The 25,082-nt window shown below is 69.5% G+C and carries 25 protein-coding genes and 1 tRNA gene; 17 read left to right on the top strand and 9 right to left on the bottom strand.

The features are described from left to right. Window positions 1-61: 61 nt before the first annotated feature. Complete coding sequence (locus F0Q34_RS06295; protein WP_149811334.1) at window positions 62-265, top strand: hypothetical protein; 204 nt, start codon at window positions 62-64, stop codon at window positions 263-265. Further along, complete coding sequence (locus F0Q34_RS06300) at window positions 262-1,485, top strand: hypothetical protein (RefSeq protein WP_149811335.1); 1,224 nt, start codon at window positions 262-264, stop codon at window positions 1,483-1,485. The genes F0Q34_RS06295 and F0Q34_RS06300 overlap by 4 nt, the downstream gene beginning before the upstream one ends. A 36-nt stretch (window positions 1,486-1,521) precedes the next feature. Here the strand turns inward: F0Q34_RS06300 and F0Q34_RS06305 are convergent, their stop codons facing one another. The 3 genes from F0Q34_RS06305 to F0Q34_RS06315 all read right to left on the bottom strand — a co-directional run bounded on the left by F0Q34_RS06305 (window position 1,522) and on the right by F0Q34_RS06315 (window position 3,910). Further along, entirely contained in the window at window positions 1,522-1,971 is a 450-nt protein-coding gene (locus tag F0Q34_RS06305) for an NfeD family protein (RefSeq protein ID WP_149811336.1), read from the bottom strand. A 13-nt stretch (window positions 1,972-1,984) separates the two neighbouring features. Further along, complete coding sequence (locus tag F0Q34_RS06310) at window positions 1,985-2,992, bottom strand: SPFH domain-containing protein (protein WP_149811337.1); 1,008 nt, start codon at window positions 2,990-2,992, stop codon at window positions 1,985-1,987. A 198-nt stretch (window positions 2,993-3,190) separates the two neighbouring features. Further along, window positions 3,191-3,910 (bottom strand): response regulator transcription factor, encoded by a 720-nt coding sequence (locus F0Q34_RS06315; protein ID WP_149811338.1) that lies wholly within the window; start codon window positions 3,908-3,910, stop codon window positions 3,191-3,193. 293 nt (window positions 3,911-4,203) lie between these two features. Between F0Q34_RS06315 and F0Q34_RS06320 the strand changes: the two genes are divergently transcribed. The 7 genes from F0Q34_RS06320 (at window position 4,204) to coaA (ending at window position 11,293) form a co-directional block, all read left to right on the top strand. Beyond that, window positions 4,204-5,421, top strand: coding sequence for a GTP cyclohydrolase II (locus F0Q34_RS06320; RefSeq protein ID WP_149811339.1), 1,218 nt, complete (start codon window positions 4,204-4,206; stop codon window positions 5,419-5,421). Between the two features lie 39 nt (window positions 5,422-5,460). After that, entirely contained in the window at window positions 5,461-5,961 is a 501-nt protein-coding gene (locus F0Q34_RS06325) for a L,D-transpeptidase family protein (protein WP_149811767.1), read from the top strand. A 9-nt stretch (window positions 5,962-5,970) separates the two neighbouring features. After that, window positions 5,971-6,813, top strand: a complete 843-nt coding sequence (gene mutM, locus F0Q34_RS06330; protein WP_149811340.1) for a bifunctional DNA-formamidopyrimidine glycosylase/DNA-(apurinic or apyrimidinic site) lyase — start codon at window positions 5,971-5,973, stop codon at window positions 6,811-6,813. Between the two features lie 67 nt (window positions 6,814-6,880). Beyond that, window positions 6,881-7,666, top strand: a complete 786-nt coding sequence (locus F0Q34_RS06335; RefSeq protein ID WP_149811341.1) for an enoyl-CoA hydratase — start codon at window positions 6,881-6,883, stop codon at window positions 7,664-7,666. A gap of 349 nt (window positions 7,667-8,015) precedes the next feature. After that, window positions 8,016-8,300 carry a 30S ribosomal protein S20 gene (rpsT, locus tag F0Q34_RS06340; protein WP_149811342.1) on the top strand — a complete coding sequence of 95 codons (285 nt, stop codon included), beginning with the start codon at window positions 8,016-8,018 and terminating at the stop codon, window positions 8,298-8,300. Between the two features lie 360 nt (window positions 8,301-8,660). Next, entirely contained in the window at window positions 8,661-10,166 is a 1,506-nt protein-coding gene (dnaA, locus tag F0Q34_RS06345) for a chromosomal replication initiator protein DnaA (protein ID WP_149811343.1), read from the top strand. A gap of 173 nt (window positions 10,167-10,339) precedes the next feature. Continuing rightward, on the top strand, window positions 10,340-11,293 hold the full coding sequence (gene coaA, locus F0Q34_RS06350; RefSeq protein WP_241665360.1) for a type I pantothenate kinase: 954 nt from the start codon (window positions 10,340-10,342) through the stop codon (window positions 11,291-11,293). A 45-nt stretch (window positions 11,294-11,338) separates the two neighbouring features. Here coaA and F0Q34_RS06355 read toward each other — a convergent pair whose 3' ends face one another. Next, entirely contained in the window at window positions 11,339-12,031 is a 693-nt protein-coding gene (locus F0Q34_RS06355) for a helix-turn-helix domain-containing protein (RefSeq protein WP_149811345.1), read from the bottom strand. Between the two features lie 270 nt (window positions 12,032-12,301). Between F0Q34_RS06355 and F0Q34_RS06360 the strand changes: the two genes are divergently transcribed. Further along, the gene (locus tag F0Q34_RS06360) at window positions 12,302-12,769 is read left to right on the top strand and encodes a response regulator transcription factor (protein WP_149811346.1); all 468 of its coding nucleotides are present in this window, start codon (window positions 12,302-12,304) and stop codon (window positions 12,767-12,769) included. A 97-nt stretch (window positions 12,770-12,866) separates the two neighbouring features. After that, complete coding sequence (locus F0Q34_RS06365) at window positions 12,867-13,109, top strand: hypothetical protein (RefSeq protein WP_149811347.1); 243 nt, start codon at window positions 12,867-12,869, stop codon at window positions 13,107-13,109. Window positions 13,110-13,155: 46 nt separating this feature from the next. Here the strand turns inward: F0Q34_RS06365 and F0Q34_RS06370 are convergent, their stop codons facing one another. After that, entirely contained in the window at window positions 13,156-13,845 is a 690-nt protein-coding gene (locus F0Q34_RS06370) for a response regulator transcription factor (RefSeq protein ID WP_149811348.1), read from the bottom strand. Next, window positions 13,842-17,258, bottom strand: a complete 3,417-nt coding sequence (locus F0Q34_RS06375; protein ID WP_149811349.1) for a PAS domain S-box protein — start codon at window positions 17,256-17,258, stop codon at window positions 13,842-13,844. Before F0Q34_RS06375 ends, F0Q34_RS06370 begins: the two co-directional genes overlap by 4 nt. A gap of 164 nt (window positions 17,259-17,422) precedes the next feature. Between F0Q34_RS06375 and F0Q34_RS06380 the strand changes: the two genes are divergently transcribed. Then, window positions 17,423-18,139: a CBS domain-containing protein gene (locus tag F0Q34_RS06380; protein ID WP_149811350.1), complete on the top strand. Its 717-nt coding sequence runs from the start codon at window positions 17,423-17,425 to the stop codon at window positions 18,137-18,139. A 102-nt stretch (window positions 18,140-18,241) separates the two neighbouring features. Here the strand turns inward: F0Q34_RS06380 and F0Q34_RS06385 are convergent, their stop codons facing one another. Continuing rightward, complete coding sequence (locus F0Q34_RS06385; RefSeq protein WP_161600784.1) at window positions 18,242-19,081, bottom strand: universal stress protein; 840 nt, start codon at window positions 19,079-19,081, stop codon at window positions 18,242-18,244. A gap of 139 nt (window positions 19,082-19,220) precedes the next feature. Between F0Q34_RS06385 and F0Q34_RS06390 the strand changes: the two genes are divergently transcribed. Then, entirely contained in the window at window positions 19,221-19,934 is a 714-nt protein-coding gene (locus tag F0Q34_RS06390; protein ID WP_161600785.1) for an FkbM family methyltransferase, read from the top strand. A 46-nt stretch (window positions 19,935-19,980) separates the two neighbouring features. On the opposite strand, the gene F0Q34_RS06395 is transcribed toward F0Q34_RS06390, so the two are convergent. Then, a tRNA-Ala gene (locus tag F0Q34_RS06395) sits at window positions 19,981-20,056 on the bottom strand. Window positions 20,057-20,151: 95 nt separating this feature from the next. On the opposite strand from F0Q34_RS06395, the gene F0Q34_RS06400 reads away from it, so the two are divergent. From F0Q34_RS06400 to F0Q34_RS06415, 4 genes are all read left to right on the top strand, one after another. Continuing rightward, window positions 20,152-20,457, top strand: a complete 306-nt coding sequence (locus F0Q34_RS06400) for a YggT family protein (protein ID WP_456316232.1) — start codon at window positions 20,152-20,154, stop codon at window positions 20,455-20,457. Further along, a complete protein-coding gene (locus F0Q34_RS06405; RefSeq protein ID WP_241665361.1) occupies window positions 20,424-20,756 on the top strand; it encodes a DUF167 domain-containing protein in 333 nt (110 codons plus the stop codon). Before F0Q34_RS06400 ends, F0Q34_RS06405 begins: the two co-directional genes overlap by 34 nt. Continuing rightward, window positions 20,753-21,595, top strand: a complete 843-nt coding sequence (gene folD, locus F0Q34_RS06410) for a bifunctional methylenetetrahydrofolate dehydrogenase/methenyltetrahydrofolate cyclohydrolase FolD (protein WP_149811353.1) — start codon at window positions 20,753-20,755, stop codon at window positions 21,593-21,595. The genes F0Q34_RS06405 and folD overlap by 4 nt, the downstream gene beginning before the upstream one ends. 124 nt (window positions 21,596-21,719) lie before the next feature. Next, a complete protein-coding gene (locus tag F0Q34_RS06415) occupies window positions 21,720-22,544 on the top strand; it encodes a sugar phosphate isomerase/epimerase family protein (RefSeq protein WP_149811354.1) in 825 nt (274 codons plus the stop codon). 89 nt (window positions 22,545-22,633) lie between these two features. Here F0Q34_RS06415 and F0Q34_RS06420 read toward each other — a convergent pair whose 3' ends face one another. Then, complete coding sequence (locus F0Q34_RS06420) at window positions 22,634-24,931, bottom strand: NADP-dependent malic enzyme (RefSeq protein WP_456316233.1); 2,298 nt, start codon at window positions 24,929-24,931, stop codon at window positions 22,634-22,636. Between the last annotated feature and the right edge of the window lie 151 nt (window positions 24,932-25,082).

Here is a 25,082-nt window from a genome sequence, read left to right on the forward strand (position 1 = left end):
TAGGTGTTAAAAAGAATTATTTTGAGCGTGACTATAGGACAGATTTCCATGGAGAATTTTAATGAGTGAACAGAAGCATCTTTTTGTTAAATTTGAGATTGAAGAAGATACGTCCTTGATGAAGTCTCTTTTCATTTCTGAAGATCGCAAGACAGCTGAGGCCTGGACAGGGGAGTCCGAATTAAGAAATAAATCTGACGTAGATGCAAAAAAATCGAAGAAAATGCTTTTAAAGCTATTGCTGATTCATTCAGTAAAACCATGAATGTCTATTCAACATCGATCCCATTCATGATGCAAACTTTGCCAGCGATGCGAAGGGTAATGGATGATCGAGAAATTAGGCATTTTGTAAAGAAAAACGGAATTTTACTGCAAGAAAATAAATTTGAATTTTATCAACTAGATATATACCACGCAAGATCTCTACTAAAAAGAATGGAAGATTCAGCTGCAGGGTATAACGGAATACGTGATCTTCCTAAATTTTCTATAATGGGCCTTATTGGCTCATACGATCTATTTCTGTCAGATCTTATCAAAGTAATATTTATTACTAAACCAGAGATACTTTCGGGATCTGATAAAAACATATCTTTTAAGGATTTGATAGAGACTGGTTCTATTGAGGCCGTGCGAAATAAAATTATCGAAAAAGAGGTCGAGTCTGTCATTAGATCGAGTCATGCAGAACAAATCGAATGGCTCGAGGCAAAGCTCAAAATAACACTCAGAAAAGATCTAGAAATTTGGCCGGATTTCATAGAACTTTGCGAGAGACGGAATCTGTTGACTCACACTGGAGGGACTATTTCATCCCAATACCTGAAAGTTTGCAAAGATCACGGCCACAACACAAAAGGAATAAAAGTTGGCTCCGTCCTCTCGGTAACGCCCGATTACTATAAAAATTCTGTCGAAATTATACAAGAGCTTGGAATTAAACTTATCCACGTAATTTGGCGAAAGCTTTCTCCTCAAGACCTCAACATTGCTGATCGAGAGCTGGACGACTTCTGCTATCGAATGATAGTGGGAAGAAAATACAAACAAGCAGAGAAATTACTACATTTCGGTTTAAAAACGTTCAAACGTCATGGATCAGATGCAACAAGAAAGCAAATGGTTATTAATTATGCCAATACGGTTAAACTGGGTGGCAATAAGGAAAAAGCCATTGAAGCTCTAGATGAAGAGGATTGGAGTGCATCCACAGAAAATTATAGGATTTGTGTTGCAGCGATCAAAGACGATCTCCCGGCGGTTACTGGCATGATGAAATCGGCCGTTAATTCCGGCCGTATCCGTGTAAGCAACTTTAGAGAATGGCCCGTCTTCGATTCGATACGGTCAGATCCTATGTTTGTCGAAGCGTTTGAAGCGGAATTTGGGGAACCTCTACTTCTAGACCAGGAGAGTTCGAGTTTACGCAACCTACCGTCGCATGACGGCGAAGCGCAGACTGACTTGGCAGATACAGAATAAATTTGTTCGCAGCGCTTTAATGCAGGTCCAGGAGGCTCAGCCTCCTGGCGGATGGGGGTCCCGGGGGAAGGCAGCGCCTTCACCCGAAGCGACCGGCCGCACCAGCAGCGTCATTCCCTCCACCGCCACCACCTCAACCACCGCCCCCGCCTCCCCCGCCCCACGCGCGGGCCAATCGGAATCGCCGACGCGGACGCGGCCATTCCCCAGCAAAACGCCGGTCCGGCCGATGAGGCCGGCGCCGGGGGTGTTCAGCGCGCCGCGTGGCCGGGTCGGGCGGAAGGCGCGCAGGCCGAGGGCCACGCCCGCCGCCAGCAGGGCGATGAAGACCAGGGCGGTCGGGATGAAGCCCATGGGCAGGAGGGCGAGGACCAGCCCGGTGCCGAGCGCTGCCGCGCCAATCCAGACCAGGAAGGCGCCGGGCAGCAGCAGTTCCGCCGCCATCAGCAGCAGGCCGGCGGCCAGCCAAAGGGACCAGGCGGGCATCAGCGCCGGGCCATCAGGTTTCGGGCACGCTGCGGGCGGGGCCGGGCGGCGCGGGCGGGCGGGGGCGGCCAGTGGGGGTGGCGCCGGGGGTGGTGGCGTCGGGGCGGGTGGCGTCGCGGAACAGTTCCATGGCGCCGGTGATGCCGCCGGCGATGGCAGCGGCCTCCACCGGCACCACCACCAGCTTGGAGGAGGGGTTGCCGGCGAGCTGGCCGAAGGCGCCGATGTAGCGGTCTGCGATGAAGTAGTTCAGCGCCGTGGCGCCGCCGCCCTGCGCGGCCTCGGAGACGACGCGGGTGGCGGCGGCCTCGGCCTCGGCCAGGCGCTCGCGCGCTTCGGCGTCGCGGCGGGCGGCTTCGAGGCGGCCTTCGGCCTGGAGGACCTGGGCGGCCTTGTCCCCTTCGGCGCGGGCGATGGCCGCTTCCCGGTCGCCCTGGGCGCGCATGACCACGGCGCGGCGTTCGCGCTCGGCCATCATCTGGGTGTTCATGGCGGCGACGAGGTTGGCGGGCGGCTCGATCTTGCGGATCTCCACGCGGGTGACCTTGACGCCCCAGGGGTCGGTGGCGCCGTCCAGCACCGAGAGCAGGTGGGAGTTGATCTTGTCGCGGGAGGACAGGGCCTGGTCGAGGTCCATCTCGCCGATGATGGCGCGGATGTTGGTCATGGCCAGGGCCGAAAGGGCCTGGGTCAGGTTCTGCACCTGGTAGGCGGATTTCTCGGGGTCCATGACGCGGTAATAAACGACGCCATCGACCGAGACATTGGCGTTGTCGCGGGTGATGACGGCCTGCTCCGGGATGTCGAGGACGATTTCCTGGACGTTCACCCGCCGGCCGATGCGGTCGATGAAGGGGATAAGGAGGTTGAGGCCGGGCTGGAGGGTGCGGATGTAGGCGCCGAAGCGCTCGACGGTCCAGTTCTCGCCCTGGGGGACGGTGCGGATGCCCTTGAAGGCGGTGAGCAGCGCGAGGCCCAGCAGGATCAGGGCGAGGATCAGGCCGGCGGGCAGTTGGTCCATGGCGCGGGGCGTTTCCTTTTCCTTCAAGGTGCCGCGCGGCGAATCGGGCCGCGTGGCGGGCTTGGGGGGATTGTGCCGCGCGCGGGATGGCTGGGGCGCGGGAAATCCGTGCTGGCGTCCCCGCCCCGGGAGCGCCGGGCATGAAAAAGGCCGGGCGCCTCGCGGCGGCCCGGCCTTTTCGGTGGTGGGGTGCCCTGGTCAGGCGGCGACGGCGCGCCCGGCTTGGGGGTCGAGGCGGTAGCCCCCGCCCTCGGTCAGCAGCAGGGCGGCGTTGGCCGGATCGGGCTCGATCTTCTGGCGCAGGCGGTAGATGTGGGTTTCCAGCGTGTGCGTGGTGACGGCGGCGTTGTAGCCCCACACCTCGTTCAGCAGGATCTGCCGCGCCACCGGGCGGCCGCCGGCGCGGTAAAGGAACTTCAGGATCGCCGCTTCCTTTTCGGTCAGGCGGATCTTGCGGTTCTTCACCGGCTCCAGCAGCAGCTTGGCGGAGGGGCGGAAGGTGTAGGGCCCGATCACGAACACCGCGTCCTCGGAATTGTCGAAGACGCGCAGCTGGGCGCGCAGGCGGGCCAGCAGCTCGGCGATGCGGAAGGGCTTGGCGATGTAGTCATTGGCGCCGGCGTCGAGGCCGCGCACCACGTCCTGCTCGCCATCGGCGCCGGTCAGCATGATGATGGGGATCTTGACGCCTTCCTGACGCAGCTTGGCGCACAGCTCGCGGCCATCGCCATCGGGCAGGCCGATGTCGAGCAGCACGGCGTCGCAGCGGCTGTCGCCAGCCAGGAGCTGGCCGGCGGCGTCGGAGGCTGTGGCGGCTTCAACCGGGGCGAACTCGCCATCCATTGCCAATTGTTCGGACAAGGTGACGCGCAGGGCGTCATCATCATCCACGATCAGGATTGGCCGAGGGCCAGTCATGCGCTCTCCGTAACATCACGGTGGAAAGACAAGGCCAGCACCTCCCGGAAGCAGCCAGTCGGCCGGACGGCCACCAAGCCATATCGTGGCGGTAACGCAGCCGTGTGGCAAGACAAACTTGCCTTCCACCACGCAGCGGAATCATTTTCCGTCCATGCCCATGGGGATGGCAATGGCGGAGACGGAACCACATTCAACACTCGTTTCGTTGAAAGCGAAAGCCCCAGGCTCACAAACTTGGCATCCGAATGGCGGGGGGCCACAATCACCCAGGATGCACGGAAAGCGATGGTATGACCCTTCCAGGCAATGTCGCGCCCGATTTGCGGCATGATCCCGAACTCGGCGCCGCGCTGCCGGACGCGGCGTCCCGTGCGATGCGCGGGGTGCATCGGGCCATAAGCGAGCTGCGCCGGGGCACCCCGGTGCTGCTGGCCGGGCCGCAGGGGGCGCTGGTGGTGGCCGCGGCGGAAACCGTGGGCGCCCGCGGGCTGGCCGAGATCGCCGCCGCCGGCATGGCGCCACCCGTGCTGCTGCTGGCCCCGGTGCGGGCTGCCGCCGTGCTGCAGCGGCCGGTGAACGCCGCCACCCCGCCGCAGCGCGGCGATGCCCTGAAGCCGGATGCGCCGCAGGCCGAGGAAGGCGTGGTCGCGCTGAAGCTGCCGCCTTCCCTGCTGGACCCGGAATTGCTGCGCCGCCTCGCCGATCCGGTGGCCGAGCGCCTGTTGCCGGAAACGCCCGACCTTGCGCTGCCGCATCTGCTGGCCCCGGCGGCGCTGGCGCTGGCCAAGCTGGGCCGGCTGCTGCCCGCCCTGGTGGCGGCCCCGGCGCGCGACAACGCCGCCGCTCCGCTGGACCTGCTGCGGGTGCCAGCGACCGATGTGCTGGCCTATCCCGTGACGGCGGCCACGACGCTGAGGCGGGTGGCGGAGGCACGGGTGCCGCTGGAGGATGCGCGCGATGCCCGCATCGTGGCCTTTCGCGCCGCCGATGGCGGGATCGAGCACCTGGCCATCCTGGTGGGCGATCCGGAAGGCCGGGCGGCGGATGGCGCCGCGCCGCTGGTCCGCGCCCATTCGGAATGCTTCACCGGCGACCTGCTGGGCAGCCTGCGCTGCGATTGCGGCCCGCAGCTTCGCGGCGCCATCCGCCGCATGGCGGAGGACGGGGCGGGCGTGCTGCTTTACCTGGCGCAGGAAGGGCGCGGCATCGGCCTGGCGAACAAGCTGCGCGCCTATGCCCTGCAGGATGGCGGGCTGGACACGCTGGATGCCAACCGCGCCCTGGGCTACGGCGCCGATGAGCGCGGCTTCCTGGTGGCCGCCACCATGCTGGAGCAACTGGGCATCCGGCGCATCCGCCTGCTGACCAACAACCCGGACAAGGTGTCCGGGCTGGCGGCCTGCGGCATCGAGGTGGCGGGGCGGGAGGCGCATCGCTTCGCGGCCAATGGCGTCAATGACAAGTATCTGGAAACCAAGGCGGAGCGCTTCGGCCACTTGTTGCGCTGAGCCCTTGCCAAGCGGTGGCGGCGCGCCATGCTGCGCGGCATGGAGCTGATCGCCGCCGTGTTTCCCGATGGCCGCCTGACCCTGCGGGGGGAGGTCTGGCGCTGCGCGCTCGGCAAGGGCGGCGTGCGGCGGGACAAGTCGGAGGGGGATGGGGCCACCCCGGTCGGCACCCTGCCCCTGCGGCGCGTGCTGTACCGCGCCGATCGCGGCCCCGCCCCCGCCTGCGCCGTGCCGGTGGAGCCGATCGCCCGCGACGATGGCTGGTGCGACGACCCGGCCCACCCCGCCTACAACACGCGCCTCCGCCTTCCCCATGAGGCGCGGCACGAGGCGCTTTGGCGGGAGGACGCGGTGTACGACATCATCGGCATCCTGGGCTGGAACGACGCGCCGGTGCTGCGCGGCCGCGGCAGCGCCATCTTCCTGCACCTGGCGCGGCCGGATTACCCGCCGACCGAGGGCTGCATCGCCCTAGAGGGGCGCGACCTGCGGGCGCTGCTGGCAACGGGCGTCACCGGATTCGAGGTCCTCCCCCCGTGAGCCCCGCTCATGCCTGAACTCCCCGAGGTCGAGACGGTGATGCGCGGCCTGGCCGGGCTGCTGACCGGCCACACCCTGACCTTCGCCGCCACCAACCGGGACGGCATGCGCTGGCCCTTCCCGCCCGGCCTCGCGGAGCGGCTGACGGGGGCGCGGGTGGAAGGCTTCCGCCGGCGCGGCAAATACATGCTGATGCGGATCTCGGGCGGCGACTCGGTGCTGATCCATCTCGGCATGTCGGGGCGGATGGTGTCGCGCCCGGCCGGTGCCAACACGCCGCCGCCGGCGCATGAGCATCTGGTGCTGCAAACCGATGATGGGCAGCGCGTCGGCTTCGTCGATCCGCGCCGCTTCGGCAGCGTCGACCTGGTGCCCACCGCCGCCGAGGACCGCCACAAGCTGCTGGCCGGCATGGGGCCGGAGCCGCTGGAGGAAGGCTTCACCCCCGGCCTGCTGTCGGAGTCGCTGTTCGGCAAGCGCACCCCGGTCAAGGCCGCGCTGCTGGACCAGCGAGTCGTTGCGGGGCTTGGCAACATCTATGTTGCGGAAGCGCTGTTCCGCGCCGGCATCTCGCCCCGCCGGCTGGCCCACACCATTCCCGGCGCGCGGGCGGCGCGGCTGGTGCCGGCCATCAAGGCGGTGCTGGAGGATGCCATCGCCGCCGGCGGCTCCTCCTTGCGCGACTATGTCCAGGCCGATGGCGAGCTGGGGCATTTCCAGGACCGCTTCCAGGTTTACGACCGGGAAGGCACGCCCTGCCCGCTTTGCCCCGGGCCGCCCTCTTGCCGCGGGGTGTCGCGCATCGTGCAATCCGGGCGCAGCACCTTCTTCTGCGCCCGCACGCAACGCTGACCGCCCGGCCCGGCGGCGGGCCTCCAGGCCACGGGACATGCCGGGGAATTGCCATCAAGGAAATGCCATGAGCGACACCGCCTCCCCCTATGAGATGATCCTGGTCGAGCGGCAGGGCCCGGCCGGGCTGATCCGCCTGAACCGGCCCAAGGCGCTGAACGCGCTGTGCGACCAGCTCACCGCCGAGCTGGCCGACGCCCTGGCCGCGCTCGACGCCGACCCGGCCGTGGCCGCCATCATCCTGACCGGGAACGAGAAGGCCTTCGCCGCCGGCGCCGACATCCGCGAGATGCAGGACCGCGCCTTCCCGGCCACCTACATGAAGGACTTCGTCGCCCCGTGGGAGGCGGTGCTGTCCGTGCGCAAGCCGGTGATCGCGGCGGTGGCCGGATTCGCCCTCGGCGGCGGCTGCGAGCTGGCGATGATGTGCGACCTGATCCTGGCCGCCGACTCGGCCCGCTTCGGCCAGCCGGAAATCAATCTCGGCATCATCCCCGGCGCCGGCGGCAGCCAGCGCCTGACGCGCGCCATCGGCAAGTCCAAGGCCATGGAGATGGTGCTGACCGGCCGCATGATGTCGGCCGAGGAAGCCGACCGTGCCGGGCTGGTCGCCCGCGTGGTGCCGGCCGCCGAGCTGATCCCCGAGGCGGTGAAGATGGCGGAAAAGATCGCCACCCTGTCGCCGCCGGCCGTGGCCATGGCGAAGGAGGCGGTGAACGCCGCCTTCGAGCTGCCGCTGCGCGAAGGGGTGCGGCTGGAGCGCCGCTTCTTCCTCAGCCTGTTCGGCACGCCGGACCAGAAGGAAGGCATGGCCGCCTTCCTGGAAAAGCGCCCGGCCGCCTTCAAGGGCTGAAGCCCGCCGCGCAGCCTGGCGGGGCGGCCCTCAGGAGCTGAGGGCCGTCGCCACCACCTCGATCAGCGTGTCGGCCCTACCCCACGGGCCAGCAATGCCCCTTCCGGCCAGCTCCGCAGGCCAGCAATGCCCCTTCTGGCCGGCCCCGCTGGCCAGCAATGCCCCCGCTGGCCGGCCCCGCAGGCCAGCAATGCCCCCGCTGGCCGGCCCCGCAGGCCAGCAATGCATTGACTCCCGCGCGGCCCGAAGGCTAAACCGCGCCTTCCGTCGCAGGCCCCTGCCATTCTTTGTGGTGGCGAGGGTTGATGCGCGTTCCTGAGACACAGTGTGACTGGTTCAAAGCACCGCCATGGCGAACACGGCTTCCGCGCGCAAGCGCATCCGGCAGACGGCGACTCGTAACGAGCGCAACCGCGCCCGCCGGTCCCGCGTCAGCACCTTCCTGGTCAAGGTCGAGAAGGCCGTCGCCGGTGGCGACAAGGCCGCGGCCCAGGCCGCTTTCAAGGACGCTCAGCCCGAGCTGCAGCGTGCCGTCACCAAGGGCGTGATGCACGGCAACACCGTGGCCCGCAAGCTGTCCCGCCTGTCCGCGCGCATCAAGGCGCTGGGCGCCCAGGCGGCCGCCCAGGGCTGACTTGGCAGGGGCCACGCCCCTGCCGCACAGCGGATCGTGCCAGCGGCTCCCCATGTTCTCACCATGATCCCGTTGCACCCCGAGGGTGCCGGGCGGTAGCCTTCCAGAACAGCCGCTGGACTCGAGTATCCCAATACATCTTGTCAGCTTCCGGTCGTCTTCCGAGGCAGGTCCCACTTGACCTGATCCGGAGACGGATCGGTTGACTGTGCCCTGAATGAATCGCAACAGGGTAGCACTCTGGATGTTTCCGGCCTTGCCCGGAGGTGTTGGGGCGCGTTTGTTCAACTGACCGGTTCTCCGCCCCGCATGGGGTCGCATCAGGCTGGCCAAGGGCCGAAAGGGTGGCAGGTGCTTCGCATGGAGAAAGATCTCGAGACTTCCCCCACCCCCGCGACAGGGCAGGTGGCCGAGGCCTGGGCGCGGATTCGCGGCCGGTTGAGGGAGGAAGTGGGCGAGGTCGAGTACCGCTCATGGCTGCGCCAGATGACGCTGTCGGCCATTGAGGGCGAGGAAGCGGTGATCCTGCTGCCCACCCGGTTCCTGCGCGACTGGGTGCGCGGCCATTACGGCGACCGCCTGCGCGCGCTCTGGGCGGCCGAGCCGCTCGGGGTGCGCCGCGTCGACATCCGCGTGGCGCCCGAGCTGCGCGGCGGCAACCAGGAAGCCGCGCCGGCCGGTTCCATGCCCACCCTGGCGGATGGCGGCCTTGCCGGCGCCTCCCCCGCCACCGCGCCGGGCGCGCGGCCGCAGCAGGCGGCGCTGGCCCTGGCCGAGCCGCTGTCCTCGCCGCCGCGCGGCGAGGCGCGCACCGAATCGAAGCATGACTGGGCCGCGCCGCTCGACCCCCGCTTCACCTTCGACAGCTTCGTCGTCGGCAAGCCGAACGAGTTCGCGCATGCCTGCGCCCGCCGCGTGGCGGAAAAGCCGGCCTCGCCAGGCTTCAACCCGCTGTTCCTGTATGGCGGCGTCGGCCTCGGCAAGACGCACCTGATGCACTCGATCGCCTGGGCGATCTCCTTCAACGGCCAGCGCAACGTCGCCTACATGTCGGCCGAGAAGTTCATGTACCGCTTCATCGCGGCGCTGCGCTCGCAAAGCACGATGGAGTTCAAGGAATCGCTGCGCTCGGTCGATGTGCTGATGATCGACGACCTGCAATTCCTGATCGGCAAGGACAACACGCAGGAAGAATTCTTCCACACCTTCAACGCGCTGATCGACGCGGGGAAGCAGATCGTGGTGTCGGCCGACAAGTCGCCTTCCGACCTGTCGGGGCTGGAGGACCGGCTTCGCACCCGACTCGGCTGCGGCATGGTGGCCGACATCCACGCCACCACCTATGAGCTGCGCATCTCCATCCTCCAGGCCAAGGCGCAGGGCGCCAGCCAGGGCGGCGCCGAGATCGAGGTGCCGCCGCGCGTGCTGGAATTCCTGGCGCACAAGATCACCTCCAACGTGCGGGAGCTGGAAGGCGCGCTGAACCGCCTGATCGCCCATGCCAACCTGTTCGGCCGGCCGATCACGCTGGAATCGGCGCAGGAGGTGCTGCACGACATCCTGCGCGCCCATGACCGCCGCGTGACGATCGAGGAGATCCAGCGCAAGGTCGCCGAGCATTACAACATCCGGCTGACCGACATGTCCTCCGCCCGGCGGGCGCGCAACGTGGCGCGGCCGCGGCAGGTGGCGATGTACCTGGCCAAGCAGCTCACCTCCCGCTCCCTGCCGGAGATCGGCCGCCGCTTCGGCAACCGCGACCACACCACGGTGATGCATGCCGTTTCCCGCGTGGCGGAGCTGATGCAGGCCGATGGCGCCTTCGCCGAGGATGTCGAGCTGCTGCGGCGCATGCTGGAAACCTGAGGCCCCTCCGCCGAAAGGCGGATCTGGCTTCCCTGCCGCCGAAGGGCGGCTCTGGCCTCCCCTGCCGCTGAAGGGCGGCTTTAGGCCCTGAACCGCCGAAAGGCGGTTTTGCGTTTGCGGCGCAGCAATGCCAGGATCGGGCGCAATTCCGAGCCGGCATGAAAGGCCGCCCCATGAACGATCTCGCGCCCACGGCCGAGGAACGCGCTGGCCTCGCGGCGTATCGCCGCTTCAGCCGGCCCGAATGGGCGGCGCTGCGCGCCAACACGCCGCTGTCCCTGTCCACGCGCGACATCGACAGCCTGCGCGGCGTGGCCGAGGAATTGTCGCTGTCCGAGGTGGTGGACATCTTTCTGCCGCTGTCGCGCCTGCTGAACCTGCAGGTGGCGGCGGCGCGCGGCCTCGGCGTCGTGCAGGACACGTTTCTTGGCCGCCCCGCCGCCCTGCCGCCCTACATCATCGGCATCGCCGGCAGCGTGGCCGTGGGCAAGAGCACCTTCGCCCGCGTGCTGCAGGCCATCCTGGCGCGCTGGCCGGACCATCCCAAGGTGGCGCTGATCACCACGGATGGCTTCCTGTATCCCACCGCCGTGCTGGAAAGCCGCGGCCTGATGCAGCGCAAGGGCTTCCCCGAAAGCTACGACCTGCGCCGCATGATCAGCTTCCTCGCCGCGGTGAAGGCGGGGGAGCCGGAGGTGCCGGCGCCGGTTTATTCCCACCTCACCTATGACATCGTGCCCGGCAAGACGCAGGTCGTGCGCCGCCCCGACATCCTGATCTTCGAGGGGCTGAACGTGTTGCAGCATTCGGCGGGCGCGCCGCTGCTGGCCTCCGACTTCTTCGACTTCTCCGTTTATGTGGATGCGGAGGAGGCGCATATCGCCGAATGGTACCGGCAGCGCTTCCTGTTGTTGCAGCGCACGGCCTTCCAGCAGCCGGAATCCTATTTCCGCCGCTACAAGGACCTGCCGAGGGAGGAAGCGCTGTCGGTGGCCACCCGGATCTGGGAACAGATCAACTTGCCCAACCTGCGCGAGAACATCCAGTACACGCGAGAACGCGCCAGGCTAGTGCTGCGCAAGGGCGCCGATCACCGCGTGCAGGAAATCCGCCTGCGCCGCATGTAGCGGCGGCGGGAGGCGGCAGGGGCGGCAGGGGCGGCAGGGGCGGCCTCAGGCGTCGCCCTCGCCCGCCTGCTCGTCCAGCGCGTCGCGGTCCAGGATGTGGATCTGGTGGTTCGCCCCGTCGGCGATCAGCCGGCGCCGGCGCAGGGCGCTCAGGGTGCGGCTCACCGTTTCGGCGGTCAGGCCAAGATAATCGGCGATGTCGTAGCGCGACATCGGCAGGTCCAGCAGATGCGGCCCGTGCTGGCCGCGATCGGCGAGGTCGGCCAGGAAGCTGGCCACCCGCTCGGCCGCGCTTCTGCGGCCCAGCAGGATGCAGCGGTCCTGCGCCGCTTCCAGGTGGCGGAGGGTGAAGGCCTGCCAGGAATGCGCCGCGCGCGGCTCGCGGCCGATGCAGTCCTCGATGTCCTTGCGGGCGAAGGCGATCACCACCGCCTCCGTCACCGCTTCGGCGGAAAAGCGGTGGCGGCCCGTGCCGTCGAGGCCGAACACCTCGCCTGGCAGGGCGAAGCTGGCGATGCAGCGGCGGCCATCCGGCAGCAGGCGGCGGGTGCGGACGGTGCCCGAGACGACCTCAAACAGCGTCTCGATCGGCGATCCCTCGGCATAGATCTCGGCTCCGCGCGCGAGGCGGAGGGGGCGGCCGAGGAAGCGTTCCGCCACCAGGGCGGAGCCGGCCTTGGCGAAAACCGGGAAAGGAAAGGCCTGGGCGGGGTTGCGGGTCACCATCGCGGTCTGCATGCGGCCTCTCCTCCGGCTGTCGGTGCGATGGCCGTTGGATACCGCCGCGCCCGCGCCGCCGGTATTGGGGAGATTCCCTGATGGTAGAACTACGTAACGCCCGCCCCGCCGGCGCCATGATCCATGTCAGCACATCGGCCGGAAGCCGCCGCTAGGGTGTCCGCCACCGGTCGGCAGGACCCTTCCTCCCCCTGTTCGCGGCCGGCCCTCGTTGCGGGTGGAAAGCGGCGGAGATGGCCGAATGTCGTGGGTGTTCCAGGGAAAACGGTCATGACCGGCGCGGCGGAGCCAGGGGCGGAATCGGGGGCGGCATCCGGGGCGGAAGGCGCCCGCGTTCTGGTGGTCAGCGCCGATGGCGCGGTGCGCCAGGCCCTGGTGCTGATGCTGGAAGCGGAAGGCATCCCGGCTTGTTCCTTTGCCTCGGCGGCGGAGTTCCTGGGGGTGCGGGAAGGCCCCGGCGCGGACCGGTGCCTGCTGGCGGAGGAAAAGCTGCCCGGCCCCGGCGGCGCCGCCCTGGCCGCCACCGCGCTGGCCGCCGGGCGGGCGCGGGCGGCCGTGATCCTGGCGCCGCCCGCCCGCCGCGCCGCGCCGCGCCCGGCGCGGGCGGGCATCGCCTTTGTTGACCCTTTCCAGCTGGACGAGGTCCTGCGCGCGGTGCGCCAGGCGCTGGGAAGCCGGACGCCATGCCCGGCGTGCCCGGCCGCCCTCGCCGCCATGCCGCAACCCTGCCGGCCCTGAGGGGGGGGCCTCAATGCGGGGGGCCTCCGTTAGGAACGGCGTGAACCAGCGGGGTGCTTTCCTGACGGTTCCCGACACCCGACAAACAAGAACCGCGATGAAGCCGATCATCCCGCCGGCCTTGCCCCTGGCCTTGCTTCTGGCCTTGACCCTGGCCTCGACCCTGGCGGGCTGCGCCGCCGGGGTGCCTGCCGCGCCGCCGGATACGCGGGGCGGCGGCGCGCCGCCATCCTTCAGGACCACCACCTCCGCCGATGCCATCCGGCAGGCGCGGCAAACCCTGCAGACCGGCTGCGCCAGGGCGGTGCCGGGCACGGGCGGCGGCGCCATCTGCCGCTGAGGCGCGCCGCCTTCCCGGCGGCTTCCGCACAAGAGGGGGGGGCGGGCTAGCCGGTGCGGGCGGAAGCCTCGCCATTGCCCAGATCGGCCCACACCGCCAGGCGGACGGCCTCGGCCAGGCTGCCGACGCCGAGCCGCGCCATCAGCCGCAGCCGGTGCACCTCGACGGTGCGCGGGCTGATGCCCAGCTCATGCGCGATCACCTTGCTCGGCTTGCCTTCCATGGCGAGGTCCAGCACCTCGCGCTCGCGCGGGGACAAGGTGGCGATTCGGGCGGCCGCCTCGGCCAGCTCGGGCCGGTCGGGAGGCGCGGGCTCCCCGCGGCCGGGGGAAGGCACCGCCAGCGCCGCGCGCACGGCCGAGAGCAGCACGGCGTCGTCGAACGGCTTCTCAATGAAATCGAAGGCGCCGGCCTTCATCGCCCGCACCGCCATGGCGACATCGCCATGCGCCGTCATCACCAGCACCGGCCGCCCCGAGGCGGGGCCCCGCGCGGCGCCGAGGCGGCGCAGCAATTCCAGGCCGTCCACCTCCGGCATGCGCACATCGGTCAGCACGCAGCCAATGGCGGAGCGGCCGAGTTCCGGCAGCGCCGCCAGGAAGGCGGTGGCGGAAGGATAGGTGCGCACGGCGAAGCCATCGGACAGCAGCAGCGTCTCGACCGCCCAGAGCACGTCCTCGTCGTCATCGACCACATGGACGATGCCGCCATCTGGACCACCGGCACTGTCCGTCATGCCTGCTCCCCCTCCTCCTCGGCCGCGCCGGAGGGCGCCACGGGCAGGGTGAAGCGGAACACCGTTCCGCCGCCCGGGCGATCCTCGGCCCAGAGCCGCCCGCCATGCGCCTCCACGATCGACCGGCAGATCGACAACCCTACCCCCATACCGCCGGGCTTGGTGGAAACGAAAGGCTCGAACAGCCGCGCGGCGATCGGCGGCGCGAGGCCGGGGCCGGTATCGGCCACCGTCACCTCCAGATGCTCCGCATCATGCGGGGCGGCGCCGATCGTCAGCTCATGCGGGCCGGGGCCGTCATGGCCCGGCGTGTCGGTCATGGCCTCGATGGCGTTGCGGATCAGGTTCAGCAGCACCTGCTGCACCTGGATGCGGTCCACCAGCACCGGCGGCAGCGCCGGATCGAGCCGGAAGGCGACCTGCACACCACGCTGCCGCGCGCCCACCAGGGCCAGGGCGGAGGCTTCCTCGATCAGCGCCGGCAGCGCCGCCACCTGCCGCTCGGCATCGCTTTTCAGCACGAAGTCGCGCAGGCGGCGGACGATCTGGCCGGCGCGCAGGGACTGGCCGGCGGCGCGCTCCATCGCCTCCACCGCGCGGGGTGGAAGCTGCGCCGCCTGCGGGCTGGCCTGCAGCATGCGCTGCGCCGCGCGCACCGAGGAGGCAATGGCGGTCAGCGGCTGGTTCAGCTCATGCGCCAGCGCCGAGGCCATCTCGCCCGCCGCCGACAGCCGCGAAACATGCAGCAGCTCCGCCTGCAGATCCTGCATCCGGCGCTGCGCCTCGAAGCGCTCGCTGAGGTCGCGGATGAAGCCGGTGAACAACCGCGTCCCCGGCAGGTTCACCTCCCCCACCGACAATTCCATCGGAAAGGTGGTGCCGTCGCGGCGCTGCCCGGTGACCACGCGGCCGATGCCGATGATGCGCCGCTCCCCGGTGTCCAGATAACGCTCCAGATAGCCGTCATGCCGCTCCCGGTCGGGCTGAGGCATCAGCATGGACACGTTCATGCCGGCCGCCTCCGCCTCGCTCCAGCCGAACAGCCGGGCGGCGGCGGCGCTGAAGGAGGCGATGCGGCCGCGCGCGTCGATCACCACCATGGCATCCGGCACCGTTTCCAGGATGGAGCGCAGCTGCGCTTCCCGTTGCAGCAGGGCCCGCCGGCCCCGGGTTTGTTCCGTGACATCGACCCAGGCGCAATAAACCAGGGACCGGCTGCCCAGGGTGATGCGCTCCGCATGCACCTGCATGTCCAGCAACGCGCCCGAGGCGCCGCGCAGCCGCGCCTCGAATTCCAGGCTGGGCGCGGCGGGGCCGGCCTCCATCAGCCGGCGGAAGGCGGCCTCATGCGCGCCCGGCTCGGCCTCGATGTCGGGCAGGCGCAGGCGGTCCAGCGCGGCGCGATCGAAGCCGAGCTGCTGGCAGGCCCGGTTGTTGACCACCAGGAAGCCCAGGCTGTCCGGCTCGATCAGGGCGATGCTGACCGGCGCGGCTTCCAGCAGGGCGCGGGACCGGTGCTCCGCCTCGCGCAGCGCGTCCTCGGCGTGCAGCCGCTCGGCCACCACGGCCACATACTGGGCGATGGTGCCGAAAAAGGCGGTGTCCTCCTCGGAAAACCGGTCCTGCCGGCGGCTGGCGAAGGCCAGGGTGCCGATCTGCCGGCTGCCCTTGCGCAGCGGAAAGGACAAACAGGCGCGCAGGCCGAGCGCGCGCAGCGCCCGCACCGCCGGCTCCTGCGGCATGTCCGCCGCCGCGCGGCGGGAATCATGGCCGGTCTGCGCCACCGGCCCGCAGGGCGCCTCCTCCAGCCGCAGCGCCCGCAGCTGCTCCGGCTCCAGCCCGAAGCAGGCGGAAAGCCGCAGCCTGTCGCCGGCCGGCTCCAGCGCGCAGCTCAACAGCACATCGGCGGCGAAATCCCGCGACAGGGTGCGGAACAGCCGCTCCAGCACCGTTTCCAGCCCATCGGCCAGCAGCAGCCCGCCGGCGGCGTCGGACAACAAGCTGAGGCGCCGCGACCGCTCGCGCAGCGCCGCCTCGGCCTGGCGGCGGCCGGTGATGTCCACCATCGCCTCGACCAGGCCGGCCCCGCCCTCGGGCGCGTCCCGGCGCAACACGGTGCGCACCGCCACCACGATCTCCCGCCCGTCGCGCGCCTGTTGCCGCACTTCCCCCGTCCATTCGCCGTTCCGCTCCAGCGCCGCCGCGATCTCCTCCGGCGGAAGCGGGAAGGCGGTGTGCAGCAGCGCCTGCGCGCGCCGGCCCAGGGCCTCGGCGGCGCTCCAGCCGAACAGCCTTTCGCAGCCGGCCGACCAGTAGGTGATGGTGCCGTCCGGCCGCCGCGCCATGAAGGCGCCGAGGTCCAGCGTCGCCACCACCTGCCGCAGCTGCGCCTCGCTTTGTTGCAGCGCCTCGGCGGCTTCGCGGCGCGTGGCCTCGATGTGCAGCGCTTCCTGCGCCGCCGCGGCCTGGCGGGACTGGCGGAAGGCCAGCAGCACCAGCCCGCCAAGCGCCAGCGCCGCCGGCACGCCGAAGGCGGCCTGCCACAGCAGCACGGAACGCCATTGCGCCAGGATCGCCCGCCGCGGCCGCGCCGCCACCACCGCCACGGGCCAGCCGCGCAGCGGCCGGACGGCCACCGCCCAGGCTTCCCCGGCGGCATCGCGGATTTCCCCGGGCAGCAGCCGCGCCTCGCCCGCGGCGCCGGCCGCCATGGCCACGCGCAGGGCATCGGGGTCCAGGGGCGGGGCGCTTCCCGCTTGGCCGCCCCCCGCCTGGCCGAGCAGGATGCCGTCCAGGCCCCGCAGCTCCAGCCGGTCGGCCGGGGCCCGGGCGATCTCGCGCAGGCGCTCCGCCAGGCGGGCCGGGCGGTTCAGCACGGCGACCGCGCCCAGGAAGGGGCCGCCCGGGAAAGACCCGTCCACCTCGCCATCGGGCGGGCGCCGCCGGATGGCCAGGGCGAAGCCGGCGCCGTCCGGGTCCATGGCGGCGCCGATCGCCACCGGCGCGGCCGCTTCCCGCAGCAAGGCCAGGGCGGCGCGCGCCGCGTCATCCGCTTCCCCCAGCAGGGGCTGCCCGGCCGCGTCCAGCACGGCCACCCCCGCCACCGGGAAGCGCCCCGCCACCACGCGCTGCAGGGCGGCGCGCCATTCCGCCCCGGCCGCCCGGATCTCGGCATCGGACAGCCCGCGCAGCCAGTCATCGACCCGTTCCGCCAGAACGGACTGGCCATCCAGCAGCCGCGCGGCGTATTCTGCCCCGGCCTCCGCCGCGCCCGCCAGCTCACGTCCGGCCTGATGGCGGCTGTCGGTCCAGGCCAGCCAGGCTCCGGCCAGCAGGATGCCGATCGGCACCAGCGCCGCGGCGATCAGCAGGCGCCGGACCGCGGGACGGAGCGGGACGATGCCCGCGCTCATGGCGCGTCCGGGCCGGATGGCAGGGGCATGGCGGGGCGTTCGCGGATAGGCACGATCCTTGCGGCGAAACGGGCCAGCAGCCGGTCCATTTCCTGATCCAGCGCAGGGCGCGGCCCGCCCCGCTGCTTATCATTGGCTCCCGAAGTTTCAAAACGGAGGATGTCATGGCTGATCAATCGCTGCTCGCCCGCGACCTGATGACCAAGGAGATGGTGATGGTGCCGGCGGACATGCCCGTCACCTCCCTGGCGCAGCTCCTGGCCGAGCAGAGCATCTCCGCCGTGCCCGTCACCGACGCGCAGGGCGGGCTGCTGGGCCTGGTGACCGAGGCCGACCTGCTGCGGCGCCTCGCCGGGCGGGAAGATCCCACCATCGGCTTCCTGGCCGGCCTGTTCAGCAACACCGATGCCCGCGCCGCCCGCTATGCCCGCACCCATGGCTGCGAGGCGCGCGACATCATGACCACCGAGCTGGTCACGGTGGGCCCCGACACCACCGCCGCGCATTGCGCCAGCCTGATGGAGAAGCACCGCATCAAGCGCCTGCCGGTGCTGCAGGACGGCAAGCTGGCCGGCATCGTGTCGCGCTCCGACCTGCTGAAGGCGGTGCTGGAGCCGCCGGCCAAGATCGGCACGCCGGGCGAGCAGGAGGATGCCCGCATCCGCGCCGCCCTGAAGGCCGAGATGCGCGCCCAGCCCTGGGTGCCGGAGCTGTATGTCTTCGCCGAGGTGGCGGCCGGCGTGGTGACGCTGCATGGCTTCGTGAAGTCGGACGAGGTGCGGCGCGGCCTGCGCGTGCTGGCATCCCGCATCGAGGGCGTGCGGCAGGTCGAGGACAAGCTGACCGAGTTCCCTTATGCCCGCTTCGGCGCGATGATCTGAGCATCGGGGCGGCCCCGGCCGTCCCTTCCCCGAGGCCCCGGCCTTTCCCGGAGCCCCTGGCGCGAAGCCGCGCCAGGGGCTTTCCGTGTCAATCGGCCCGCCTCAATGGGACAGCAGGACCGGCAGGGTGGCGCCGCGGAACAGGCTGCGGGTGACGCCGCCCAGCACCATTTCCCGCAGCCGGCCATGGCCATAGCCGCCGATCACCAGCAGCCCGGCGCCGAAATCGGCGCTGGCGTTCAGCAGCGCGTCCTGCACCGCGCCGGATTGCGCCGGCCCGGCCGCGCCGCTGGCCTTGACGCCGTGCAGCGCCAGGTGCCGCGCCATGGCCTCGGCCTGGGCGGAAGCCGGCTCCATCGCATCGGCCTCCGTGGCGATGCTCAGCACCCGCACCGCCTCGGCCTGCCGCAGCAGCGGCAGCGCGTCGCGGATGGCGCGGGCGGATTCGCGGGTGTTGCTCCAGCCGACCAGGATGCGCCGCGGGTCAAAGGGCCGGGAGGGCGCCTGCGGCACCAGCAGCACCGGCTGGCCGGACTGGAACAGCACGGTTTCGGCGAGCTCAGCCTCCATCCCGCCGGCGGCGCCGAGGCCGAACACGGCGAGGTCGGCGAGGCGCGCCTGCTGGACCAGCACGACCTCCACCGCGCCTTCCACCGAGCGCCAGGCGCCCGGCACCGCTTCCTCCAGCAGCACCCGCTCGAACTGCGCCTGGATCTGCGCGGCCTTGTTGGCGGCGGTGCGGCGGCCTTCCGCCAGGATGGCGTCCAGCGTGTGCGGGTTGATGTATTCGCCGGTGGCGGCCAGCAGCGCCCAGTCCAGGCTGTAGGCGTGCAGCCCGGTCAGCCGCGCCTGATGCTGCCGGGCCAGAACCGCGGCGGCGCGCAGCGCGGGGCCGTCGGTCTCGGCCGCGGCCAGGTGCACCAGGATGTTCTTGAAGCTCATGATGCGTTCTCCTGCTCTGGCTCCTGCTCCGGCCGCAGGCTGGCAGGATCGTTGCGGCCGCACACTGATGCGGATCAGGCAGCTTGCCGAAGCGGCCCGGATCGCCTTCCCTGCCATTCTCCTCCTGGGAACAACCCGCATGAACGAGACCGGCTTCCTGTCCGCGCTGCACCGCCCCGGCACGCTGGTCGATGTGGGGGCGCATGACGGGCTGCTGACCCTGCCGCTGTCACGCCTGCCGGGGGCGCGGGTGCTGGCCTTCGAGCCGCTGCCCTCGGCCTTCGCGCGGCTTTCCGCCGCCTGCGCCGGGCTGTCCCAGGTGGAATTGTTTCCCCAGGCGCTGGGCGACGCGGCGGGCAGCCTGGTTCTGTCCATGCCGCTGCTGGAGGGGGTGCCGCAGGAACAATGGGCCTCCACCACCAAGGATTACGCCGGCTTCGGCCCGGCGGTCGGGGTGGAGCGCCATGTTGTGCCGGTGATCACCCTGGACAGCCTGGAGCTGGCCGATGTGTCAGCCATCAAGGTCGATGCGGAAGGGGCGGAATACGAGGTGCTGCGCGGCGCCCGCGGCACGCTGCGGCGCTGCCGCCCGGTGCTGACGCTGGAGCTGGAGGAACGGCACCGCGAAGGCTGCACCTTCGCCGTTCCCGCCTTTCTGGACGCGCTGGACTATGCCACCTGCTTCGCCCTGGACGGGCGCTGGCACCCGGCCTCGGCGCTGGACCGCGCCACCATGCAGCGGGCGAGCCCGGACCCTTCGGTGTTCGCGGCGTCCGACCCCTATGTCTTCACCTTCTTCGCCTGGCCGCGCGAACGCGAGGCGGAGGCGCTGCGGCTGCTGCCGATGGCCTGAAGGGAGCCGGGAAATGCTGGATCACAGTAGAGGGGAAATCCGCGGGTGGTGGAGCTGAGGGGAATCGAACCCCTGACCTCCTCATTGCGAACGAGGCGCTCTCCCATCTGAGCTACAGCCCCACACGCGCGGTGGCGGGCTTATCCACGACGGAACACAACAAGTCAAGCGGCGCTTGCCGCCAAGCCCGCGGCTTCGTAGATGGATGCCTCACCGCATGGGGATGGCTATGTACGCAGTGTTCTGGTTGGTCGATCAGGCGATCGGCCTTTATGTCTGGGCCCTGATCATTGCGGCGGTGTTCAGCATCCTCGTGTCCTTCAACGTCCTCGACACGCGCAACCGCTTCGTCTGGGCGATCGGCGACTTCCTGTTCAAGATCACCGAGCCGGCGCTGCGGCCGATCCGCAACTTCCTGCCCAATCTCGGCGGCATCGACATCTCGCCGATGATCCTGATCCTGCTGCTTTACGCGCTCAGGATCTTTCTGTGGACCACGCTGTGGCCGCTGGTGGCTGGCTGACAGGCTGGCGGGTGGTGGATGGCGGGGTGGAGCTGCGCGTCAAGGCGCAGCCGAGATCCCGCCGCCCCGGCCTCGGCGGCTGGGTTGACGGGGCCGATGGCCCGCGGCTGAAGCTCGCCGTGACCGCGGCGCCGGAGGATGGCCGCGCCAACAAGGCCATCTGCGCCCTGCTGGCGGAGGCGTTGCATGTCCCCCCTTCCGCCATCGCGGTGGTGCAGGGCGCCACGTCGCGCGAAAAGACCCTCCGGATCGCGGGGGAACCGGCCCGCCTCGCCCAGGCAATGGAGAATCTGGCATGACCCCAGGCATCATCGACGGCAAGGCCGTGGCGGCGGAGCTGCGCGCCCGCATCGCGGCCCGGGTCGCCACCCTGCCCTTCACCCCGGGGCTGCGCGTGGTGCGCGTCGGCCATGACCCGGCCAGCGGCGTTTATGTCCGCAACAAGGACCGCGCGGCACAGGCCGCCGGGCTCGACAGCGCCACCATCCAGATGCCGGACACCGCCACCGAGGCCGAGCTGCTGGCCACCGTCGCGGCGCTGAACGACGACCCGGCGGTGGATGGCATCCTGGTGCAGCTGCCCCTGCCGCCGCAGATCGAGGCGGCCAAGGTGCTGGCCGCCATCGACCCCGCCAAGGATGTGGACGGCTTCCACGCGATGAATGCCGGCAGGCTGGCCACCGGCCAGAAGGGGCTGGTGCCCTGCACGCCGAAGGGGGTGATGCATCTTCTCGCCGCCGCGCGCACGCCGGTTGCGGGCGCGCGGGCGGTGGTGCTGGGCCGCTCCAACATCGTCGGCAAGCCGATGGCGGCGCTGCTGCTGGCCGCCGACGCCACCGTCACGATCGTGCATTCGCGCACCCGCGACCTCGCCAGCGAATGCCGCCGGGCGGAAATCCTGGTGGCCGCGGTCGGCCGGCCGGAAATGGTGAAGGGTGACTGGATCACCGAGGGCGCCACGGTGATCGATGTGGGCATCAACCGCCTGCCGAATGGCGGGCTGGTGGGCGATGTCGATTTCGCCGCCGCGCGGCAACGCGCCGCCGCCATCACCCCCGTGCCGGGCGGCGTCGGGCCGATGACCATCGCCTGCCTGCTGGAGAACACGGTGGAGGCGGCGATCGCCCGCCGCGGCTGACGCGGGGGCGCCCGCCGTGACGAAGCGGGAGCGCCCGGCGTCATCGCTTCTTGGCGGAACCGTCACACGATCGTAGCGTCGCTCCCCTAAGCGGTCGGCCATCCGACAGGGGAATGACCATCGCATGACCACCCGCCCGAAGCCGATCCTTGGCGCCGCCCTTGGCCTCAACGGCCTGATCACGCATCGCGACTGGCTGCTGGACCGCCAGCGCGACCTGGAGCTGCAGGATTTCCATACCGCCGCCACGCTGGATGATGACTGGCGCCCGCTGGCCGAGGAAACCCGCCGGATGCTGGACGGCCATACCGGCCGGCGCGGACTGCACGGGCCGTTCTGGGGCTTCAAGATCGACAGCCACGACCCCGAGATCCGCGCCGTGGTGCGCCGCCGCCTGTTGCAGGGGCTGGAATGCTGCGCCTTCCTCGGCGCCGACCAGATGGTGGTCCATTCGCCCTTCACCACCTGGGACGGCAACAACCTCGACGCCTTTCCCGGCGCCCGCGCCCAGCTGGCCGAACGGGTCCACCTGACGCTGAAGGACGTGGTCGCCCGCGCCGAAAGCCAGGGCTGCACCCTGGTGATCGAGAACATCGAGGACACCGATCCGATGGACCGGGTGGCGCTGGCCGCCTCCTTCAACAGCCCGGCGGTGCGCGTTTCGCTCGACACGGGCCACGCGCATTACGCGCATTGCTCCACCGGCGCCCCGCCGGTCGATTTCCATGTGCGGCTGGCCGGCGACGCGCTGCACCATGTGCATCTGCAGGACACGGATGGCCATGCCGACCGCCACTGGGCGCCGGGCCGCGGCACCATCCTGTGGCCAAGTCTGTTCGAGGCGCTGGCCGGCATCTCCTCCAACCCGCGCCTGATCCTGGAGCTGCGCGACAAGAACACCCTGCCCGAGGCGGCGGCGCATCTGGTGAAGCTTGGCCTGGCGGAATGAGGAAGGCACCGCCGTCCCGCCGGAACGGTTGAGCCCATCCTGATGAAAAGGAGCACGGGGAAAGGCGGCGCCTTTTCCCCGTGCCGTTCTCAGCGCGAGATGGCCGCGTGCGCCGCGAAGCAGGCCATGTCGAGGACCTGGTTCACGCTGCTGCCCATGTTGACGATCTGCACCGGCTTCTCCATCCCCACCAGCAGCGGCCCGATGGTGGTGGCGCTGGTCAGGAAGGGCACCGCCTTGGTCAGGATCTGCGCGGCGTGCAGCCCCGGCATCACCAGGACATTGGCCGGCCCGGTCAGGCGGCAGAAGGGGTAGAGCGCGCGCAGCTGCGGGCTGAGCGCCACATCCGCCGCCATTTCCCCATCATACTCGAAATCGGTTTCCGACTCGTCCAGCAGCCGCACCGCTTCCCGCACCGAGCCGGGGATGGTGCCACCCGGATCGCCGAAGGTGGAGAAGGACAGGAAGGCCACGCGCGGCGTCAGCCCGAGCCGCCGCGCCTCCGCCGCCGATTGCCGCGCGATCTCGGCCAGCGTCGCCGCGTCGGGCCGCTCATGGATGGCGGTGTCGGCCACCAGCACCGTGCCGGCGCGGCGCGACAGCATCATGGTCAGGCCGAACAGCACCGTCCCCGGCGCCGTGTCGATGGCGAGCCGCACATTCTCCAGCGTGTCGCCGGTGGAGCGGGTGATGCCCGACACCATGGCATCCGCGTCGCCGGCCGCCACCATGCAGGCGGCGAAGGCGTTGCGGTCCTGGTTCACCAGCCGCTGGCAGTCGCGCAGCAGGAAGCCCTGGCGCTGCTTGCGGCCATACAGGAACTCGGCATAGCGGCGGTTGCTGTCGGACAGCCGCGCATTGTGGATCTCGATGCCTTCCGGCAGCGGGATGCCGAGGGCGGCGACGGTGGCGTTGATGCGGTCCTCCCGCCCCACCAGCACCGGCGTGCCATAGCCCGCCTGGCGGTAGGCGATGGCGGCGCGGATCACCTTTTCCTCCTCGCCCTCGGCGAAGACCACCTTGCGCGGATTGGCCTTCAGGCGCTCGGTGATGGTTTCCAGCGCCGAGATGCCGGCATCCAGCCGCCCGGCCAGCTCCCGCGCATAACGGTGCAGGTCGGGGATCGGCTTGCGCGCCACGCCGCTTTCCATCGCGGCCCTGGCCACGGCGGGGGAAACGCGGGCGATCAGCCGCGGGTCGAAGGCGTGCGGGATGATGTATTCCGGGCCGAAGCGCAGGCCGCTGCCGCCGCCGGCGCCGGCCACCTCCTCCGGCACGTCCTCGCGCGCCAGCATGGCCAGCGCCTCGGCCGCCGCCACCTTCATCGCGTCATTGATGGTGGAGGCGCGGACATCGAGCGCGCCGCGGAAGATGAAGGGGAAGCCCAGGACGTTGTTCACCTGGTTCGGGTAGTCGGAGCGGCCGGTGGCGATGATCACGTCCGGCCGCACCGCCCGCGCCTCGTCCGGCGTGATCTCGGGGTCGGGGTTGGCCATGGCGAAGATGATCGGGTTGGGCGCCATGGAGCGCACCATCTCCGCCGTCACCGCGCCCTTGGCGGACAGGCCGAAGAACGCGTCGGCGCCGCTCATCGCCTGCGCCAGGGTGCGATGGTCGGTGGCGACGGCATAGGCCGACTTCCACTGGTTCATGCCCTCGGCGCGGCCGCGATACAGCACGCCCTTGGTGTCGCACATGATGATGTGCTCGGGCCGCATGCCCATGGCGCGCACCAGCTCGGCGCAGGCAATGGCGGCGGAGCCGGCGCCGTTGATGACGAGGCGCGTGTCCTTCAGCGCCCGCCCCGTCAGGTGGCAGGCATTGATCAGCCCGGCGGCGGCGACGATGGCGGTGCCGTGCTGGTCGTCATGGAACACCGGGATGTCCATCAGCTCGCGCAGGCGCTGCTCGATGACGAAGCATTCGGGCGCCTTGATGTCCTCCAGGTTGATGCCGCCGAAGGACGGGCCGAGATAGCGCACGGCGTTGATGAAGGCGTCCGTGTCCTCGGTGTCCACGCACAGGTCGATCGAATCGACATCGGCGAAGCGCTTGAACAGCGCCGCCTTGCCCTCCATCACCGGCTTGCCCGCCAGCGCGCCCAGATTGCCGAGGCCCAGCACCGCCGTGCCGTTGGAGATCACCGCCACCATGTTGCCCTTGGCCGTGTAGTCATAGGCCAGGGACGGGTCGCGATGGATGTGCAGGCAGGGCTCGGCCACGCCGGGCGAATAAGCGAGGCTGAGGTCGCGCGCCGTGGTCAGCGGCTTGGTGAGCCGGATTTCCAGCTTTCCCGGCTTGCCCTCGGAATGCAGCGCCAGGGCTTCCTCGGCGGTGATGCGCGCGGTGCGCGTGTCACCCATCGGCGTCGTCTTGGTATCGTCCACGGTGTCACGGCTCCCGAGCGTTCAAGGGTTCTTTTATGTCGGGATGCGGCGCCGCCGGAAACCCACTCATCTCGCGCCTGCGAACAGGCTTAAGCTTCTGTTTTCCGGGTCATTTTCGGATATTAACCACATCATGGTTAATCCGTCGCTC

Origin of the sequence: Teichococcus oryzae (genome assembly GCF_008386565.1) — a bacterium.
Classification (GTDB): Bacteria; Pseudomonadota; Alphaproteobacteria; order Acetobacterales; family Acetobacteraceae; genus Pseudoroseomonas; species Pseudoroseomonas oryzae.